Source organism: Bifidobacterium dentium JCM 1195 = DSM 20436, from assembly GCF_001042595.1.
GTDB lineage: Bacteria > Actinomycetota > Actinomycetes > Actinomycetales > Bifidobacteriaceae > Bifidobacterium > Bifidobacterium dentium.
Genome location: NZ_AP012326.1, coordinates 1,338,758 through 1,355,068, shown reverse-complemented (window position 1 = coordinate 1,355,068; position 16,311 = coordinate 1,338,758). Strand labels below are relative to the sequence as shown.

Below are 16,311 nucleotides of genomic sequence, written 5' to 3'. Positions count from 1 at the left end.
TTGCGCCACTTACGGATTCGATGGAATCGGTCACATGCCGGCATCGGCAAGTGAGATGTATCCCGGTTCGATGAGCGTGTTTTTCAGATTATAGGCGCTGACCGCCAAGGTGTCTTCCTGGATGGTGGGCGTCTTCTGGCCGCCGACGGTGGTGGTATCGACGAACCGTAATCCGCTGATCTTCCGCGCCGCGTTGAAACGTACGCACACCTCGGCGATATCCTGTGCAAAAGCCTTGCGATTCTCCAGTGCGGTCATCCATTGCTGACCGTTCACGATGCTCGGCATGGAACTCGCATAGGCTCCATAGCCAGTGACGATCGGCCATTGCGCATTCTTCTTGTCGATGGATTCGTCCTTGCCGGAATCGTCGGTGGACTCATCATCGTCATCTGACTCCGGGGCCTTGACGGGATCGGGGACGGCTTTTTTCTTCAAATCATGTTTGCCGGCGATATTGTCCATGATTCCGGAAATCGTGATCGAAGGATTGACATCCGCCGCCGAACCGGTATACGCCAAATCCGTCAGCTCGGCGATGACCGAGTCCGCCACGAAGTCGTTGCAGGCGATGATGCCGTCGATACGCGTATGGCGAGATTTGTCCTTATCCATGCCGAGGCGTTCGGCCAGCGCCTGCTTGACCTGATCGCTTTTGGTGGCTTCGAACGCCACTTCCCGCCAGTCGTCATCGGTGCTGGAAGCAGTCAGTTTGCCGGATGGACTTATGGCTTTGCCGTCTTTGAAGTACGGGCTCAGCACCTTCCAGATGCCTTTGAACACCGATTGCGCGAAAGTCGCATCGGCATTCTGACCGTTCTCATCGGTCGTATCGTAGGGAAGCAACACCTCGATATGCTTTGGATTATCCGAACTCGTCTTATCCAAAGCCAGCTTGTTCACCAGCTTCTGAGCCTGCAGCATACCGATTTGTTCGGCGTCGGACATCTTCACGAAGGCATCCGGAACGTACCCCTGTAGGCTGTTGGAGATCAGTACCACCTTCATTCCCTCATCCTGGGCGAGTCGCAGTGCCGCGACCATTCGTTCCGCGGATTGCGCGTAATCCTGCTCGTCCTCATCAGAGGAATCCTCGTTCCAGGTGATGGCGCGGCTCACATAATCGCCGTATTGCCTGTCTGATTCGGTGGTATTCGCCACCGGGGCCACAACTAGCGTGGTCTTCGTTTTCTTGGCGGAGCCCGTCACATGATTCACCACGTAATCCTGTACGTTCTGGCTTTGCTTATCTAGGCTCGAAGCGGTTTTGACGGTGATGTTCCCGCCGCTTACGCCTTTGGATTTCAAGGAGGATACAATCTCCGGCACCAGTTTTTCCCATTTGCTCAAGGGAGTTTGCTGCGAGATGGTGATGCCGTCCGAGGGGGCGAAGATCACGACATTGCCATCCTCCGTCGTGCTGGATGCGCTGGTGGAGGATGACGTTGTCGACGAGACGTCGTCGCCCGATGTCGAACAGGCGGTCATGGTCAGGAGCAACCCCGCCGATACCGTCAATGCGAGCAGTCGTTTCGCCATAGCCGTGCAGTGCAATGTCATGCCGTCGTTCCTTCGCTGGTGTCTCTGATATTCCTATGCTGACCATGATTGTAATATCCGGTCATCGAAAAGGCCCGAACATATGCGTGAATGCGCACATATTCAGGCCGTAAACATATGAAACGGGGAAGGAGGGGGCTCCTATGCCGTCAGAGCCGCGGCAAGTGCCTCGTCAAGGGCGTCCATGAAGCCTTCGGTGTCAAGCCAAGGCTGATCCGGGCCGATCAGCATGGCCAGATCCTTGGTCATCTTGCCACCTTCCACGGTGTCGACGATGACTTTCTCCAGCGTTTCGGCGAAATGCTTGACTTCTGGCGTATTGTCGAGATCCGCACGGTGCTTGAGGCCACCGGTCCACGCGAAGATGGATGCGATCGGATTGGTGGAGGTCTTTTCACCCTTCTGCCAACGGCGATAGTGACGGGTCACGGTGCCGTGTGCGGCCTCGGCTTCGACGGTCTGGCCATCGGGGGTCATGAGCACGGAGGTCATCAGACCGAGTGAACCGAAGCCCTGTGCCACGGAATCGGATTGCACGTCGCCGTCATAGTTCTTGCAGGCCCAGATATAGCCACCGTGCCACTTGAGGGAGCTGGCCACCATATCGTCGATCAGACGATGCTCATAAGTCAGACCGGCCGCTTCGTACTTACCCTTGTACTCCGTTTCGAAGACCTCGGCGAAGATGTCCTTGAACTGACCATCGTATGCCTTGAGAATCGTGTTCTTGGTGGATAGGTACACCGGATAGCCGCGCATCAGGCCATAGTTGAAGCAGGCACGTGCGAAACCGCGGATCGAATCGTTGACGTTGTACTGCACCTGGGCCACGCCGCCGTCGGCACCATAGTTGTAGACCACATGCTCAATCGGTTCGGAACCGTCTTCCGGGGTGAAGGTGACGGTGAGCGTACCGGCCCCTGGCACCTTGAAATCGGTGGCTTTGTACTGGTCGCCAAAGGCATGGCGGGCCACGACGATCGGCTTGGTCCAGCCTGGAACCAGACGCGGCACGTTGCTCATGACGATCGGCTCGCGGAAGATGGTGCCACCAAGGATATTACGGATGGTGCCGTTGGGGGACTTCCACATCTTCTTGAGGCCAAACTCCTTGACGCGGGCCTCGTCCGGTGTGATGGTGGCGCATTTGACGCCGACATGCTCGCGCTGGATCGCCTTGGCCGCGTCGATGGTCACCTGATCGTCGGTGGCATCACGGTTCTCGATACCCAGATCGTAATAGTCGAGATCCACATCGAGATACGGCAGAATCAGACGATTCTTGATGTCCTTCCAGATGACGCGGGTCATCTCGTCGCCGTCGAGTTCGACGACCTTGCCTTCGACCTTGATTTTGGCCATGTGTTGCCCTCCTGTCGGGATTGAAGGTTATGTGTTCCGTCATAGCGGAAGTGTGTTAATTCCGTGTGGCGATGTCCAAATTCGACAGGTGGACACGGTGCGCCCACTGTCATTGCTGAGCATTAGCCTTGAAGGCATGTCTCAGGAAATTGAAATCGGTTTGGGCAAGAAGGGCCGTCTGGCCTATTCGTTGGACGATGTCGCTATCGTTCCCTCCCGTCGTACTCGCGATCCGCAGGATGTATCGACCTCATGGCAGGTCGATGCCTATGAATTCGATGTTCCGGTCATCGGTGCGCCGATGGATTCGGTGACCAGCCCGGCCACCGCCATCGCCATGGGCAAGATGGGCGCGCTGGGTGTGCTGGATTTGGAAGGCCTGTGGACCCGATATGACGATCCGCAGCCGTTGCTTGACGAAATCGCACAGTTGCCTGCGGATCAGGCCACCGGACGCATCCAGCAGATCTACGCCGAGCCGATCAAGCCGGAGCTCATCGTGCAACGTCTGCATGAAATCCGTGACGCCGGAGTCACCGTAGCCGGAGCCTTGTCTCCGCAGCGCACCCAAGACTATTATTCGACTGTGCTCGATGCCGGTGTCGACCTGTTCGTCATTCGCGGCACCGTGGTGTCCGCCGAACATGTGTCGAAGAACCATGAGCCGTTGAATCTCAAGAAGTTCATCTACGATCTGGATGTGCCGGTCATCGTCGGCGGTGCGGCCAACTACACCGCAGCGCTGCATCTGATGCGTACCGGTGCGGCCGGTGTGCTGGTCGGGTTCGGAGGCGGTGCGGTCTCCGCCAATCGCAACACCATCGGAGTTCATGCCCCGATGGCCACCGCCATCGCCGACGTGGCCGAAGCCCGTCGTGACTATATGGATGAATCTGGCGGCCGCTATGTGCAGGTGATTGCCGATGGCAGCATGGGGGACTCCGGCAGTTTCGTCAAGGCGTTTGCACTTGGTGCCGATGCCGTGATGCTCGGTTCGCCGTTGGCTCGAACCGAGGAGGCTCCGGGTCAGGGTATGCATTGGGGTACCGAAGCCCGTCATCAGACGCTGCCACGTGGCTTCCGTACGAACGTCGGTACGGTAGGGTCTTTGGAGAGCGTCCTGTTCGGCCCAAGCCATCAGGCCGATGGCACCACCAACTTCATCGGCGCCCTGCGACGTGCCATGGCTACTACGGGTTATGTCGATCTCAAGAGCTTCCAGCGTTGCTCGGTGACGGTCGCCCCACGTAGCACCCGCTGACATCCACCCCTGATAGGGGTTATCCACATATTCACAAATCCCTTCCGCCGATTTGACGGAAGGGATTTTTAACGCTGTAATAGGGGTACCCCCATATTCAATGGTGAATATGAACGTACAAGAAAGGGGAGCCCCATGAAGGATCCCGAAGAAGACGTCCCCCCTCCCGATGATGATCTGCAGGAGCAGGAGGAGGACGATGAAATTTCGGAGGATATTCCGTCCTCCGGGTTGGATGCCGTACTGAACCCGAATGGCGATACCAATATGATGTGGCAAGAGTATCTCACCAAGCAGAAAACGCCATTGCCCGTCTTCGACGGATTCATCGCCGCCGAACTCTCCGCCGAGCCCATTCCATTTCACTTCGTGCGCACTGATGCCATGGAATGGGATCCTCAGCAGGCTCATGCCATGGCAATGAACTCGGCACGTATCGCCTGTGATTCCGCCGATATCTTCCGTGGCAGGACGAAACCGGCGCGCATTGAACGCAGGATGACTCCGACATGCCTGAAACGTTTGGAAAACGCTTCCCAACTGTTGGTCGAACACATGCGCAGAGATGCGAGATTGCACGCCAGAATCGGAATCTTGCCGGTCATCATGGGATCCATCAACGGATGGTTGGTCAATCCTCAAAAATTCGACTGCGTGGTCATGTTGCGCATCGGTGCCGAACGAATGTGTTGCAACATGGTGTTCGAACGAATGGGAACAGCTTGGAAATGCGCATATTCTGATATCGGCTGACGTTTCCCGCCATCGCTGGAAGAAAAACAGGCAAAACCCTTGAAAACGGCGAAAAATAGCCATTTTCAAGGGTTTTCAGCGTGCCTTGAGAAAGTGGCAACTACTATAGGGACTCATGTTGCGTGAATTTATACCGGAACCTGCGTACAGCACCACTGATGAGGACACCGTGTATTCGTTGCTCTCCAAACGGGCGGAGCGGAATCCCGACGATCTGATCGCCCAGTGGCAGGATGATGAGACCCGGCACTGGCATGATGTGACCGCCGGACAGATGCTCGATCGAGTGAACGGCGTGGCCAAAGGTCTGCTCGGACTCGGAGTCAAGGCCGGTAGCATGGTGGTCATCTATTCACCGACCTGCTACGAATGGGGCGTCGTCGATTTCGCATGCGCCGCGATCGGCGCGGTGAGCGTACCCGTGTACGAAACGGATTCAGCCAGGCAGGCAGCCTCCATTATCGAAGAGGTGAACCCGGTTATCGCCTTTGCCGGTGATTTCGCGCATACACAGACACTGGAACAGATTCGCGACAGCCACGATGGCTTGAAGTACGTGTTCAATTTCGAGGCGGATGGCCTCGATGCCGTCGCCGATTTCGGTCAGGCGGTCGACGGCAATACGCTTGACAGGGCCATTGCGCGGGTCAAGGCCGATGACATGCTGACCATCGTCTATACATCGGGTTCCACGGGCAAGCCAAAAGGCGCGATGCTATCGCATCGCAATTTCACTCATATCGTGCTCAACGGCTACATCATTCTCGACGAGATGCTCTACCAGCCGAATCGACTGATGCTGTTCCTGCCGTTGGCGCACTGTTTCGCCAGGTACATTCAGTACGTGGCCATCGGCGGCCAAGGCGTGGTCGGTTACCTGCCCGGGGCCAAGCATTTGCTGGCCGATTTGCGCAGTTTCAAGCCCACCTATCTGCTCGGCGTGCCGCGCGTATTCGAAAAGGTGTACAACGCGGCCTCGCAGAAGGCCGGTGCCGGCATCCGCGGCCGTCTGTTCGCCAAGGCCTTCGAACATTTCGTGCGCTGGTCCAAGGATGAGCAGGAGACCGGTCGTCATTCGCTCACCTCGCGTGCCGAGCATTCGTTCTTCATGTCCACCGTAGGCAAGTCCATTCGTTCGGCGCTTGGCCCGAACATGCGCTATCTGGCGTGCGGCGGCGCACCGTTGAACGTCGATCTGGCCCATTTCTTCAATGGCATGGATGACATTACGTTCATTCAGGGGTATGGCATGACCGAGACCGCGGCCCCGATGATCGTCAACTGGCAGGATGCCAATCGCGTAGGATCAGTAGGCAAGCCCGGTCCCGGCATGGGGGTGCGCGTCGACGATGACGGCGAGCTGCTCGTCGAGGGGCCGAATGTGTTCCTCGGCTATTACAAGAAGCCCGAGCTTACCGCTGAGGTCAAGCTGCCCGATGGATGGCTGCGCACCGGAGATCTCGGCACCATCGACGATGACGGCTTCGTGTACATTACGGGTCGTAAGAAGGACATCATCATCACCGCCGGCGGCAAGAACGTGAGTCCCGCCCCGATGGAGGACATCATCAATACCTGCCCGATCGTTTCGCACAGCGTGGTCGTGGGGGACGGCAAGCCGTTCATCGGCGCATTGATCGAACTCGACCCGGATATGGTGCGCTCCTGGCTCTCCCAGCAGGGCCTTGATGCCGATATGCCATTGTCACAGATTGCGGACAATGATGCGGTGCGCGCCTTTATCCAGCAGTACGTCGAAAAAGCCAATTCCAACGTGTCCCGTGCGGAATCGGTGCGCAAGTTCGAGGTGCTGGACGAGGAATTCAGCCAGGACAACGGCACGTTGACCGCCAGTCTGAAGGTGGTCCGCCCGAAGGTGCTGCAACGGTACGCCGAAACGATCGAAAACGTGCTGTACGCGCCGAAGCCTTCCGGGAAACCATTGCCGAAGACCGTGCAGATTCTCGACCGCACTACGGAAACCGTCAAGCAGGCATCCGAAAGCGTCCGTCAGGCATCGGAATCCGTGAGTCCGAAGGTTCGGCAGGCATTTGATACCATGCAGGAGGAAATCAAGAGACAGACTGAGGAATCGCATGGCGAAGCTGAGACGCCGGACGATTCCGCAGCATCTGAGGCAACGATTACAGACGAGGAGAAATAATCTTGGCAATTCGTGAGATTCGAGTCGTGCCAGACCCGGTGCTACGTACCCCATGCGACCCCATCAAGGAAATCACTCCGGCCGTGCGCCACTTGGTGCAGGATCTGCTGGACACCGTTGACGATCCTGGCCGTGCCGGCCTGTCGGCCAACCAGATCGGAGTGAACCTACGTGCGTTCTCCTACAACATCGATGGCAAAATCGGCTATGTCCTGAATCCCGTGCTCGAAGAGACCAGCGGCGAACAGTACGGCGATGAGGGTTGCCTGTCGGTACCGGGCCTGTGGTACAAGACCCGCCGTGCCGATTACGCCCGGGTACGAGGCATTGATCTGGACGGAAACCCGGTCGTACTGGAAGGGCATGGCATCATGGGCCGCATGTTGCAGCATGAGACCGATCATCTGGATGGCCATGTCTATCTTGACCGTCTCGAGAAGGAAGAACGCCGCGAAGCGATGCGATACATGCGCAATCACCGTCAGTAGGTTTCCGTTCCGGCAAAGAGCTTGGAATTACACCTGTTGACAGGGTTTGGCAGGGTCCCGTCCGAAAAAGACGGGACCCTGTGGTATCTTCATACTTCGTATGCCACCCGGCGAGAAGTGCAGTCGCAAGCGCTTCGGACCAACCATTATCGTCAACCGGCATGCAGCAAATTCGCGTCATGTTCGCGACGACCTGTGTCGGTCGGCCCCGCCTCCAAGGCGAGGTTGCACGCAGGGACGCATGACCAGGCAAGAACCGACAAGAAAGAGGTAGCGATACCATGGCTCAGATCACTATGAGCGATATGCTGAAGGCAGGTCTGCACTTCGGCCACCAGACCCGTCGTTGGAACCCGAAGATGAAGCAGTTCATCCTCACCCAGCGCAACGGCATTCACATCATCAACCTGTTCAAGTCGCTCGATATGATCGACGCCGCCTATGACTTCATCAAGGCCACCGTCGCTCATAACGGCACCGTGCTGTTCGTCGGCACCAAGAAGCAGGCTCAGGAAGCAGTGTCCTCCCAGGCCACCCGCGTGAACATGCCGTATGTCTCCGAGCGCTGGCTCGGCGGCATGCTGACCAACTTCCAGACCGTGTCCAAGCGCGTCTCCCGTCTCAAGGAACTCGAAGAGATGGACTTCACCGACGTGCATGGCTCCGGCCTGACCAAGAAGGAACTGCTGCTTCTCGAGCGCGAGAAGGACAAGCTGGCCAAGCAGCTGGGCGGTATCCGTAACATGAACCGTACCCCGTCCGCCATGTTCGTCGTTGACGTCAACAAGGAAGCGCTGGCCGTCGAGGAAGCTCACAAGCTGGGCATCCCGGTCGTCGCCATCGTCGACACCAACGCCGATCCGGAGTCCGTCGAATACCCGATCGCCGCCAATGACGACGCCATCCGCGGCATCGAGCTGCTGACCAGCCTCATGGCCGATGCAGTGGCCGAAGGTCTGCTGGAGCGTTCCGGCAAGGCCGCCAAGGCCGAGGGTGAGACCGAGCAGCCGATGGCCGCTTGGGAGAAGGAGCTCCTGACCGAGGGCGCTCCGGCCTCCGAAGCTCCGGCTGAAGCTGAAGGCGAAGCCAAGGCTGAGTGAACACATCCTCTATGATGGGAGGTGCAATGCCTCCCATCATATGGGACATTATTTTTTCAGAGGAGACAAATCAATGGCAGCAATCACTGCAGCTCTGATCAAGCAGGTGCGCGAGGAAACCGGCGCCGGCATGATGGACGTTAAGAAGGCCCTGACCGAGGCCGAGGGTGACGTGGCTCGCGCCAAGGAGATCATCCGCGCCAAGGGTATCCAGGCCGCAGGCAAGCGCGAAGGCCGTAAGGCCCAGGAAGGCACCATCGCCTCCAAGGTCGTGGAATCCGCCGATGGCCAGACCGGTTATGCCGTCGAGCTTAACTCCGAGACCGACTTCGTGGCCAAGACCCCGAAGTTCGTGGAATTCGCGGACAGCGTTCTCGAAGACGCCGTCAAGGCCGAGGCATCCTCCGTGGATGAGGTCCTGGCTGCCGCCTCCGGCGACGCCACCGTGAAGGAAGCCGTCGAAGAGGCTGCGGCCCTGTTCGGCGAGCACGTCAAGGTCGGCCAGTTCGCCAAGGTTGCCGGTCCGCACGTCGAAATCTATGCCCACAAGAAGTCCGCTGAGATGCCGCCGAGCATCGTGGCCATGATCGCCACCGACGAGGCAGGTGCCGCCGTGGCTCACGAGGCCGCTCTGCAGATCTCCGCTATGGGCGCTCAGTGGCTGACCCGTGAGGACGTTCCGTCCGATGTGGTCGAGTCCGAGCGTCGCGTGGCCACCGAGAAGTCCCTGGCCGAAGGCAAGCCGGAGAAAATCGTTCCGAAGATCGTGGAAGGCCGTCTGAATGCCTTCTACAAGGAGAACGTCCTGCTTGAGCAGTCCTACGTCAAGGATCCGTCCAAGACCGTCGGCGACCTGTTCAAGGAAGTCGGTGGCGCCGCTCTGGCCTTCGCTCGCGTGGAGGTCGGCAAGGGCGAAGCCGAGTGAACTCGCTTACGGTAAAGCCGGGACGCATCGCATGACGATGTATCCCGAAGCGGCCATCATCGTACATGATGGCCGCTTTTTGTTTTATGGGCTGTGTCGTTCAAGTGCGGTGTCGTTGTTTGCCGATAGTCTGGAGAGCGGTAAATTTCGTGAGTTTTCGGGCAAGAAAGGCTTTTCATGACTGGCGAAAACACTGGTGACAATCCGCGTAGGGTGCTACTCAAGCTCTCCGGCGAGGCATTCGGTGGCGGCAAGGTCGGCATCGATACGACCGTGATCCGACGCATCGCAGGTGAAATCGTTCCCGCTGTCCAGCAGGGCGTGCAGGTAGCGATCGTGGTCGGCGGCGGTAACTTCTTCCGTGGGGCGGAACTGCAGCAGGCTGGCATCGACCGCTCCCGCGGCGACTACATGGGCATGCTTGGCACCGTGATGAATTGCTTGGCATTGCAGGATTTCCTGGAACAGGAAGGCCAGGCCACCCGAGTGCAGACCGCCATCACCATGGGACAGGTCGCCGAACCGTACATTCCTCTCAAGGCCATTCGTCACCTCGAAAAGGGCCGTGTCGTAATCTTCGGTGCCGGTGCGGGCATGCCGTATTTCTCCACCGATACCGTGTCCATTCAGCGTTCTCTGGAAATTCATTGCGATGAGGTGCTTATGGGCAAGAACGGTGTGGACGGCGTCTATACCGCCGACCCACGCAAGGACGAGAACGCCAGGCGTTTCGCGACCTTGAGCTATAACCGCGCGCTTGTCGACAACCTGGCCGTCATGGACGCCTCGGCACTTTCCATGGCGCGCGACAACAAGCAGCTCATTCGCGTGTTCGGTCTTGAAGGCGAGGGCAACGTCACCCGCGCTTTGCTCGGTGAGGAAATTGGTACCATGGTTTCCACTGCGGAATCCTCGTTGGCCGAGTAACGACATTCAACGTCGAATATCGATCAATCACAAACAAGGAGTATGAATATGGCAAACATCGTCGATCAGGCCAAGGCCCAGATGGCCAAGTCCGTCGAATCCACCAAGGAGAACTTCTCCGGCATCCGTACCGGTCGCGCCAATCCGGCCCTGTTCAACGGCATCACCGTCGATTACTACGGTGCGCCGACGCCGCTGAAGGCCGTCGCCACCATCGGCGTTCCGGAACCACGCACCCTGTCCGTCACCCCGTTCGATGCCTCGCAGGCCAATGCCGTGGAAAAGGCCCTGCGTGATTCCGATCTTGGTGCTAGCCCGCGCCGTGACGGCAACGTCATTCGACTGACCATGCCGGAACTTACCGAAGAGCGTCGCAAGGAATACGTCAAACTCGCCAAGGGCAAGGCGGAAGACGGCAAGGTCGCCGTGCGCAACATCCGCCGCAAGACCAAGGAGTCCATCGATAAGGCCATCAAGGATGGCGACATGGGCGAAGATGAGGGCGATCGTCTCCTGAAGGAGCTCGACAAGGTCACCAAGCAGACTACCGACGAACTCGACACCCTGCTTGAAGCCAAGCAGAAGGAGATTATGGAGGTCTGATTCACAGACATTCATAATCGACGATCGACGTCAGCGAAGACACTCAAGGAACCATGATGGAGCATCAGGAACAGCGCGAGAAGGAAGCCGAAGAGGCCATCAACGCCATCAATAAGAGAACCGGGCGCAATATGCCGCAGGCCATCGCCACCGCGGCCGTGCTGGTCATACTTATTCTGGCCTGCCTGCTGATCAGCATAGACCTGTTTGTCTATCTTGTCGTGCTGTTCATGCTACTTGCCTTGTGGGAGCTGCGTGTCGATTTCGCCACCGCCGGATTGCATATCCCGGTGGTGATGTTATGGATCTGCTCCACGGCGACCTTGCTGGCCACCTTCTACAGTGATCGGCACATCGTCGCCATGACGATCTGCGTGCTGGTGTCCCTGCTGCTGGTCGCCATGGCGGCAAGCGCCAAAGTGACGTTCGGCAGCAGAATCTCGTTGGCCGTCGCCAACAAGCTGTCCCACACCGATGCCGGTGCAAGACTCGAATCATCATTCAACCATGAGCAAGGCGAAATCAGCCATAGCCGTCTGAGCCATGTGGCGGTCTCCATGTTCACCGTACTGTATATTCCACTGCTCGCCTCCTGTCTGATCATGCCGTTGACGTTCAACGATCATCCGGTGGCGCATGCCATCATGCTGGTGTTCATGCCGGCCCTGAGCGATACCGGTGGTCTCTTCGCCGGAGCCTGGCTGGGCAAGCACAAGCTCAGTCCCCGTATTTCACCGAAGAAGTCCTGGGAGGGCCTGGCCGGCTCCATCGTGTTCGCCATGGTGGGCGCGTTCGTGGTGATGTTCTGCACCTATGACGCTTCCGTTTGGATGTCCCGCTGGTGGGTGCCCGTCATCGCCGGCATCATGATCGGCATCGCCGGCACGTTCGGCGACCTGTGCGCATCCATGCTTAAGCGTGACATCGGCATCAAGGATATGGGCCATCTGCTCAAGGGGCATGGTGGCGTAATGGATCGCGTCGATTCCATACTGCTGTGCGCGCCGTTCGTGTGCGTACTGCTGTGGGCCACCGGCATGTGATGAGCAAGAGGATTGATTGACCGCAATGAATGATTCCATGGACACCGTGAAGGATCTGCCTGAAACCGGTATTACGCCGGGAGGCACCACCGGTGCGTTCCGTGACGTGCTTTCCAAGGACCATGCCCGTCGAGGCAAGCCGCCGCTGCATTTCGCCGATATGTCCGAAGACGAACGGATCGCCAAGGCCAAGGAGCTTGGTCTGCCGAGGTTTCGGGTCAAGCAGCTTGCCAACCATTACTATGGGCATTTCGATGTGGATGCCGAGGAATTCTCCGATTTTCCCGCGAACAAGCGTGCCGAAGCGGCGGAAGCGTTTTTCCCGACGCTGATCACCGAGGTCACCCGGCAGGTAGCCGATGAAGGCACTACCATAAAGACGTTGTGGCGCCTGTTCGACGGCTCGTTGATCGAATCCGTGCTGATGCGTTATCCGACACGCACCACGCTCTGCATTTCCAGCCAGGTGGGTTGCGGTATGGGCTGTCCGTTCTGCGCCACCGGCAAGCTTGGACTGACACGTAACATGTCCGCGGGGGAGATCGTCGAGCAGGTGCGTGTAGCGGCGAAGGCCATGCGCGACGGCGAGGTTGCCGGCGGTCCCGGACGTCTGAGCAATATCGTGTTCATGGGTATGGGCGAACCAATGGGCAACTACAGGTCCGTATTGAGCGCGGTCCGGCAGATCAGTGCCATGCCACCTGAAGGTTTCGTCATCTCCGCACGTAATATCACCGTATCCACGGTCGGTGTGGTTCCAGGAATCAAAAAGCTCACCGCAGAAGGCATTCCGGTGCGTCTGGCGGTATCTCTTCACGCTCCCAGCGACGAATTGCGTGACGAGCTGGTGCCGATGAACAAGCGTTTCGACACCACTCAGGTGTTGGATGCGGCTCACGACTACTATCTGGCTTCCAAGCGCCGCGTCAGCATTGAGTATGCGTTGATGCGCGGCATCAACGACCAAGCCGAGCATGCCCGTCTGCTGGCGAAGCGCCTCAACCATTACGGGGATAACTGGGCCCACGTCAACCCCATTCCGCTCAATCCCATCGAAGGCTCCAAATGGACGGCATCCAAGCCGGAAGATGAGCGGCGGTTCCTTGACATCCTGCATCAGGCGGGGGTCACCGCCACCTTGCGCGACACCCGCGGGCAGGATATCGATGGTGCCTGCGGGCAGCTTGCGGCAAAAGAACGGCAATAGTCTGTCCGCTACTCGGACTTCATACGAATATGCGTAACGCGTAACGGTTACTCTTGCAATCGTTGCATGAAACTGCGAGCGAGGAGAAACAGCATGTCATTGGCAGTCCGAGTCATCCCATGTCTTGATGTCGACGCGGGGCGAGTGGTCAAGGGCGTGCATTTTGAGAATCTGCGCGATGCAGGAGATCCGGTTGAGCTCGCCGCCGAATACTATCGTCAGGGGGCCGATGAGCTGACCTTCCTTGATGTCACCGCCTCCAGCTCCCACCGTCAGACCATGGTGGATGTGGTCAGCCGAACCGCGGAGCAGATTTTCATCCCGCTGACCGTAGGCGGTGGCGTGCGCACCCCGGAGGACGTGGATTCCCTTCTGCGTTGCGGTGCCGACAAGGTCGGCGTCAATACGGCGGCCATCAACGATCCGACACTGATCAGTCGTGTGGCCGAACGTTTCGGCAACCAGGTGCTGGTGCTTTCCGTCGACGCCCGTCGCGAGCAAGGGGAGCGCCATACCCAGTCCGGCTTCGAGGTGACCACCATGGGAGGGCGTAAGTCCACGGGCATCGATGCCATCTGGTGGGTCAAACGTGCGCAGGAACTTGGCGCCGGCGAAATCCTGCTGAACTCAATGGATGCCGATGGTACCCAGCAGGGGTTTGACATCGAGATGATCAAGGCCGTGCGCAAGGAGGTCAAGATTCCCATCATCGCCTCCGGCGGTGCCGGCAAAGCCTCCGATTTTCCTCCGGCAATCGAAGCTGGTGCCGATGCTGTGCTCGCCGCGTCGATCTTTCACTACGGCAAGGTCTCCATCGGTGAGGTCAAGAACGCCATCAAGGCCGCCGGCTATACCGTACGATGAAATGACGTCAATCCATCAACTGTTCCTATAATCGAAAAGAACGACATCACCAACATCATGACCAACGAAGCATACGATAACAGCGTCAATCTCGACCCCCGCATCGCAGCACGTCTTAAGCGTGACGAGAAAGGGCTGGTTGCGGCGGTAATTCAACAGTTCGACACCAAGGAAGTGTTGATGGTCGGCTACATGGACGATGAAGCCGTCCGCCGCACCCTAACTACTGGCCGAGTGACGTTCTGGTCCCGATCCAGGCAGGAATACTGGCGTAAAGGCGATACTTCCGGTCATGCGCAGTACGTCAAGTCATTCGCCTTGGACTGCGACGGAGACGCCATCCTGGTCGAAGTCGACCAGGTCGGAGCCGCCTGCCATACCGGCAAGCGTTCCTGCTTCGAAGAAGGTGGCCGATTGCCGGTGGTCGTAGGCTACCGAACCAAGGAACAGGAGGAACAGCGATGAGCGGATGCAGCGTACGCAACCTTAAGTGGGGCGCCACCTGGCCAAGCCGTGAACAGTTTCATGAACTCGCCGACGAAGGCTATCGTGTTATCCCCATCGTGCGCAGGCTGCTTGCCGATTCACTGACTCCGGTTGGCTTCTATGAGCGTTTGGCGGGAGGCCGTTCCGGCACCTTCATCCTCGAATCTGCTGAATTCGGAGGGACCTGGAGCCGTTATAGCTTCATTGGCGTCAACTCCATGGCTCAATTGCGTTCCAACGGCGGCAAGGCCGACTGGCTGGGCAAGGTTCCGGCGGGAATCCCCGTGGAAGGCGACGTGGTCGAGGTGGCGCATGCCACATTGAAGACTCTGAAAGCTCCTCATGTCGACGGTCTGCCGAACCTTACCAGCGGTCTGGTAGGTACTGTCGGTTGGGATTCCATTCGTCATTGGGAACCGACCCTGCGTGCCGAAGCCCCGAACGAAACCGGACAGCCTGAGACCGTGTTGGCATTGGCCACCGACATCGCCGTGGTCGACCACGTGTCGGGCTCGGTATGGATGATCGCCAACGCAGTTAACGTCGATGACCGTCCGACTCGTGCGGATGCTGCATACGATGAAGCCATCGCAAGACTTGACACCATGCAGCGCAAGGCCGCGACACCGGTCGGGGGAGAGGCACGTGTCAACGTGCTGGATGAGACCATCAGTCAGCCTGAGCTTCGCTTCCGTACGGAGAAGGCCGATTATGAGCATGCCGTCGAAGTCGCCAAGCGGCACATCATCGACGGTGATGTGTTCCAGGTGGTCATATCCCAGCGTCTTGATATTGATTCACCGGCCGATCCGTTCGATGTCTATCGCGTGTTGCGCACGCTCAATCCGAGCCCGTACATGTATTTCATGGCGCTGACCGATGCCCAGGGCCGCGATTTCAACGTTATCGGCTCCAGTCCGGAAACATTGATCAAGGTCGACAACGGCCATGCCATGACCTTCCCGATTGCCGGCTCCAGACCGCGCGGCGCCACCGTGGAGGAGAACGAGCAGTTGGCAAAGGACCTGCTTGCCGATCCGAAGGAGCGTAGCGAACATATCATGTTGGTGGACCTCGCCCGCAACGATCTGAGCCGTGTATGCCAGCCGGAAAGCGTAGAAGTCGTCTCGCTGATGGATATCAAGCGATTCAGCCACATCATGCACATCTGTTCGACGGTAACCGGTCGTGTCAATCCCGATATGACCTCGTTCGACGTGTTCACCTCCGCATTCCCCGCGGGAACGCTTTCCGGTGCGCCCAAGCCTCGCGCCATCGAGATCATCGACGAGCTTGAACCCGCCGATCGTGGCATCTACGGTGGTACCGTCGGCTATTTCGATTTTTCTGGCAATCTCGACATGGCCATCGCCATTCGAACCGCATTCATCCGAGATCATGAAGCGAGCGTGCAGGCCGGAGCCGGAATCGTACTTGATTCCGTGCCGGCCAGTGAGTGGCAGGAAACACGCAACAAGGCGGAGGCCAGCGTCGAGGCGGTGCAGATCGCTTCGCAACTTCGCCAGTTGTAGAAGCCGAGAAGCTTACCAATCGAGTAAATCACTGAA

Annotated in this window: 16 protein-coding genes; 14 read left to right on the top strand and 2 right to left on the bottom strand. The window is 58.2% G+C overall.

Translation table 11 applies throughout. From position 1 onward, the window contains the following. Window positions 1-30: 30 nt before the first annotated feature. The gene (locus tag BBDE_RS05870; RefSeq protein WP_033488932.1) at window positions 31-1,560 is read right to left on the bottom strand and encodes a type 1 periplasmic-binding domain-containing protein; all 1,530 of its coding nucleotides are present in this window, start codon (window positions 1,558-1,560) and stop codon (window positions 31-33) included. A gap of 141 nt (window positions 1,561-1,701) precedes the next feature. Continuing rightward, a complete protein-coding gene (locus tag BBDE_RS05865) occupies window positions 1,702-2,922 on the bottom strand; it encodes an NADP-dependent isocitrate dehydrogenase (RefSeq protein WP_003840039.1) in 1,221 nt (406 codons plus the stop codon). Window positions 2,923-3,058: 136 nt separating this feature from the next. Here BBDE_RS05865 and BBDE_RS05860 point away from each other — a divergent pair, with 136 nt between their 5' ends. The 14 genes from BBDE_RS05860 to trpE all read left to right on the top strand — a co-directional run bounded on the left by BBDE_RS05860 (window position 3,059) and on the right by trpE (window position 16,275). Beyond that, window positions 3,059-4,183 carry a GuaB3 family IMP dehydrogenase-related protein gene (locus tag BBDE_RS05860; RefSeq protein ID WP_003840040.1) on the top strand — a complete coding sequence of 375 codons (1,125 nt, stop codon included), beginning with the start codon at window positions 3,059-3,061 and terminating at the stop codon, window positions 4,181-4,183. Window positions 4,184-4,318: 135 nt separating this feature from the next. After that, complete coding sequence (locus BBDE_RS05855) at window positions 4,319-4,936, top strand: hypothetical protein (RefSeq protein ID WP_003840042.1); 618 nt, start codon at window positions 4,319-4,321, stop codon at window positions 4,934-4,936. 115 nt (window positions 4,937-5,051) lie between these two features. Then, window positions 5,052-7,100 (top strand): AMP-dependent synthetase/ligase, encoded by a 2,049-nt coding sequence (locus BBDE_RS05850; protein ID WP_033488934.1) that lies wholly within the window; start codon window positions 5,052-5,054, stop codon window positions 7,098-7,100. A gap of 2 nt (window positions 7,101-7,102) precedes the next feature. After that, entirely contained in the window at window positions 7,103-7,588 is a 486-nt protein-coding gene (locus BBDE_RS05845) for a peptide deformylase (protein ID WP_033488936.1), read from the top strand. 281 nt (window positions 7,589-7,869) lie between these two features. Further along, on the top strand, window positions 7,870-8,688 hold the full coding sequence (gene rpsB, locus BBDE_RS05840) for a 30S ribosomal protein S2 (protein ID WP_003840047.1): 819 nt from the start codon (window positions 7,870-7,872) through the stop codon (window positions 8,686-8,688). Window positions 8,689-8,761: 73 nt separating this feature from the next. Continuing rightward, window positions 8,762-9,613 carry a translation elongation factor Ts gene (tsf, locus tag BBDE_RS05835; RefSeq protein ID WP_003840049.1) on the top strand — a complete coding sequence of 284 codons (852 nt, stop codon included), beginning with the start codon at window positions 8,762-8,764 and terminating at the stop codon, window positions 9,611-9,613. 31 nt (window positions 9,614-9,644) lie between these two features. Next, on the top strand, window positions 9,645-9,794 hold the full coding sequence (locus BBDE_RS11415; protein ID WP_003843583.1) for a hypothetical protein: 150 nt from the start codon (window positions 9,645-9,647) through the stop codon (window positions 9,792-9,794). Then, a complete protein-coding gene (gene pyrH / locus BBDE_RS05830; RefSeq protein WP_003840051.1) occupies window positions 9,791-10,540 on the top strand; it encodes a UMP kinase in 750 nt (249 codons plus the stop codon). Before BBDE_RS11415 ends, pyrH begins: the two co-directional genes overlap by 4 nt. Before the next feature lie 48 nt (window positions 10,541-10,588). Further along, complete coding sequence (gene frr, locus BBDE_RS05825; protein ID WP_012902173.1) at window positions 10,589-11,143, top strand: ribosome recycling factor; 555 nt, start codon at window positions 10,589-10,591, stop codon at window positions 11,141-11,143. A gap of 56 nt (window positions 11,144-11,199) precedes the next feature. Then, window positions 11,200-12,186 carry a phosphatidate cytidylyltransferase gene (locus tag BBDE_RS05820; protein ID WP_012902172.1) on the top strand — a complete coding sequence of 329 codons (987 nt, stop codon included), beginning with the start codon at window positions 11,200-11,202 and terminating at the stop codon, window positions 12,184-12,186. A gap of 25 nt (window positions 12,187-12,211) precedes the next feature. Further along, on the top strand, window positions 12,212-13,393 hold the full coding sequence (gene rlmN, locus BBDE_RS05815) for a 23S rRNA (adenine(2503)-C(2))-methyltransferase RlmN (RefSeq protein ID WP_126622065.1): 1,182 nt from the start codon (window positions 12,212-12,214) through the stop codon (window positions 13,391-13,393). Window positions 13,394-13,486: 93 nt separating this feature from the next. Continuing rightward, complete coding sequence (hisF, locus tag BBDE_RS05810; RefSeq protein WP_003843624.1) at window positions 13,487-14,257, top strand: imidazole glycerol phosphate synthase subunit HisF; 771 nt, start codon at window positions 13,487-13,489, stop codon at window positions 14,255-14,257. A gap of 57 nt (window positions 14,258-14,314) precedes the next feature. Beyond that, complete coding sequence (gene hisI / locus BBDE_RS05805; RefSeq protein ID WP_003840060.1) at window positions 14,315-14,722, top strand: phosphoribosyl-AMP cyclohydrolase; 408 nt, start codon at window positions 14,315-14,317, stop codon at window positions 14,720-14,722. After that, complete coding sequence (trpE, locus tag BBDE_RS05800) at window positions 14,719-16,275, top strand: anthranilate synthase component I (protein WP_033488938.1); 1,557 nt, start codon at window positions 14,719-14,721, stop codon at window positions 16,273-16,275. The genes hisI and trpE overlap by 4 nt, the downstream gene beginning before the upstream one ends. The last annotated feature ends 36 nt before the right edge of the window (window positions 16,276-16,311 follow it).

What these genes read in the sequence shown, in the direction of transcription:
- BBDE_RS05870 (WP_033488932.1), bottom strand. Translation starts at nt 1,560, where the DNA reads ATGACATTGCACTGCACGGCTATGGCGAAACGACTGCTCGCATTGACG.
- BBDE_RS05865 (WP_003840039.1), bottom strand. Translation starts at nt 2,922, where the DNA reads ATGGCCAAAATCAAGGTCGAAGGCAAGGTCGTCGAACTCGACGGCGAC.
- BBDE_RS05860 (WP_003840040.1), top strand. Translation starts at nt 3,059, where the DNA reads ATGTCTCAGGAAATTGAAATCGGTTTGGGCAAGAAGGGCCGTCTGGCC.
- BBDE_RS05855 (WP_003840042.1), top strand. Translation starts at nt 4,319, where the DNA reads ATGAAGGATCCCGAAGAAGACGTCCCCCCTCCCGATGATGATCTGCAG.
- BBDE_RS05850 (WP_033488934.1), top strand. Translation starts at nt 5,052, where the DNA reads ATGTTGCGTGAATTTATACCGGAACCTGCGTACAGCACCACTGATGAG.
- rpsB (WP_003840047.1), top strand. Translation starts at nt 7,870, where the DNA reads ATGGCTCAGATCACTATGAGCGATATGCTGAAGGCAGGTCTGCACTTC.
- tsf (WP_003840049.1), top strand. Translation starts at nt 8,762, where the DNA reads ATGGCAGCAATCACTGCAGCTCTGATCAAGCAGGTGCGCGAGGAAACC.
- BBDE_RS11415 (WP_003843583.1), top strand. Translation starts at nt 9,645, where the DNA reads ATGACGATGTATCCCGAAGCGGCCATCATCGTACATGATGGCCGCTTT.
- pyrH (WP_003840051.1), top strand. Translation starts at nt 9,791, where the DNA reads ATGACTGGCGAAAACACTGGTGACAATCCGCGTAGGGTGCTACTCAAG.
- frr (WP_012902173.1), top strand. Translation starts at nt 10,589, where the DNA reads ATGGCAAACATCGTCGATCAGGCCAAGGCCCAGATGGCCAAGTCCGTC.
- BBDE_RS05820 (WP_012902172.1), top strand. Translation starts at nt 11,200, where the DNA reads ATGGAGCATCAGGAACAGCGCGAGAAGGAAGCCGAAGAGGCCATCAAC.
- rlmN (WP_126622065.1), top strand. Translation starts at nt 12,212, where the DNA reads ATGAATGATTCCATGGACACCGTGAAGGATCTGCCTGAAACCGGTATT.
- hisF (WP_003843624.1), top strand. Translation starts at nt 13,487, where the DNA reads ATGTCATTGGCAGTCCGAGTCATCCCATGTCTTGATGTCGACGCGGGG.
- hisI (WP_003840060.1), top strand. Translation starts at nt 14,315, where the DNA reads ATGACCAACGAAGCATACGATAACAGCGTCAATCTCGACCCCCGCATC.
- trpE (WP_033488938.1), top strand. Translation starts at nt 14,719, where the DNA reads ATGAGCGGATGCAGCGTACGCAACCTTAAGTGGGGCGCCACCTGGCCA.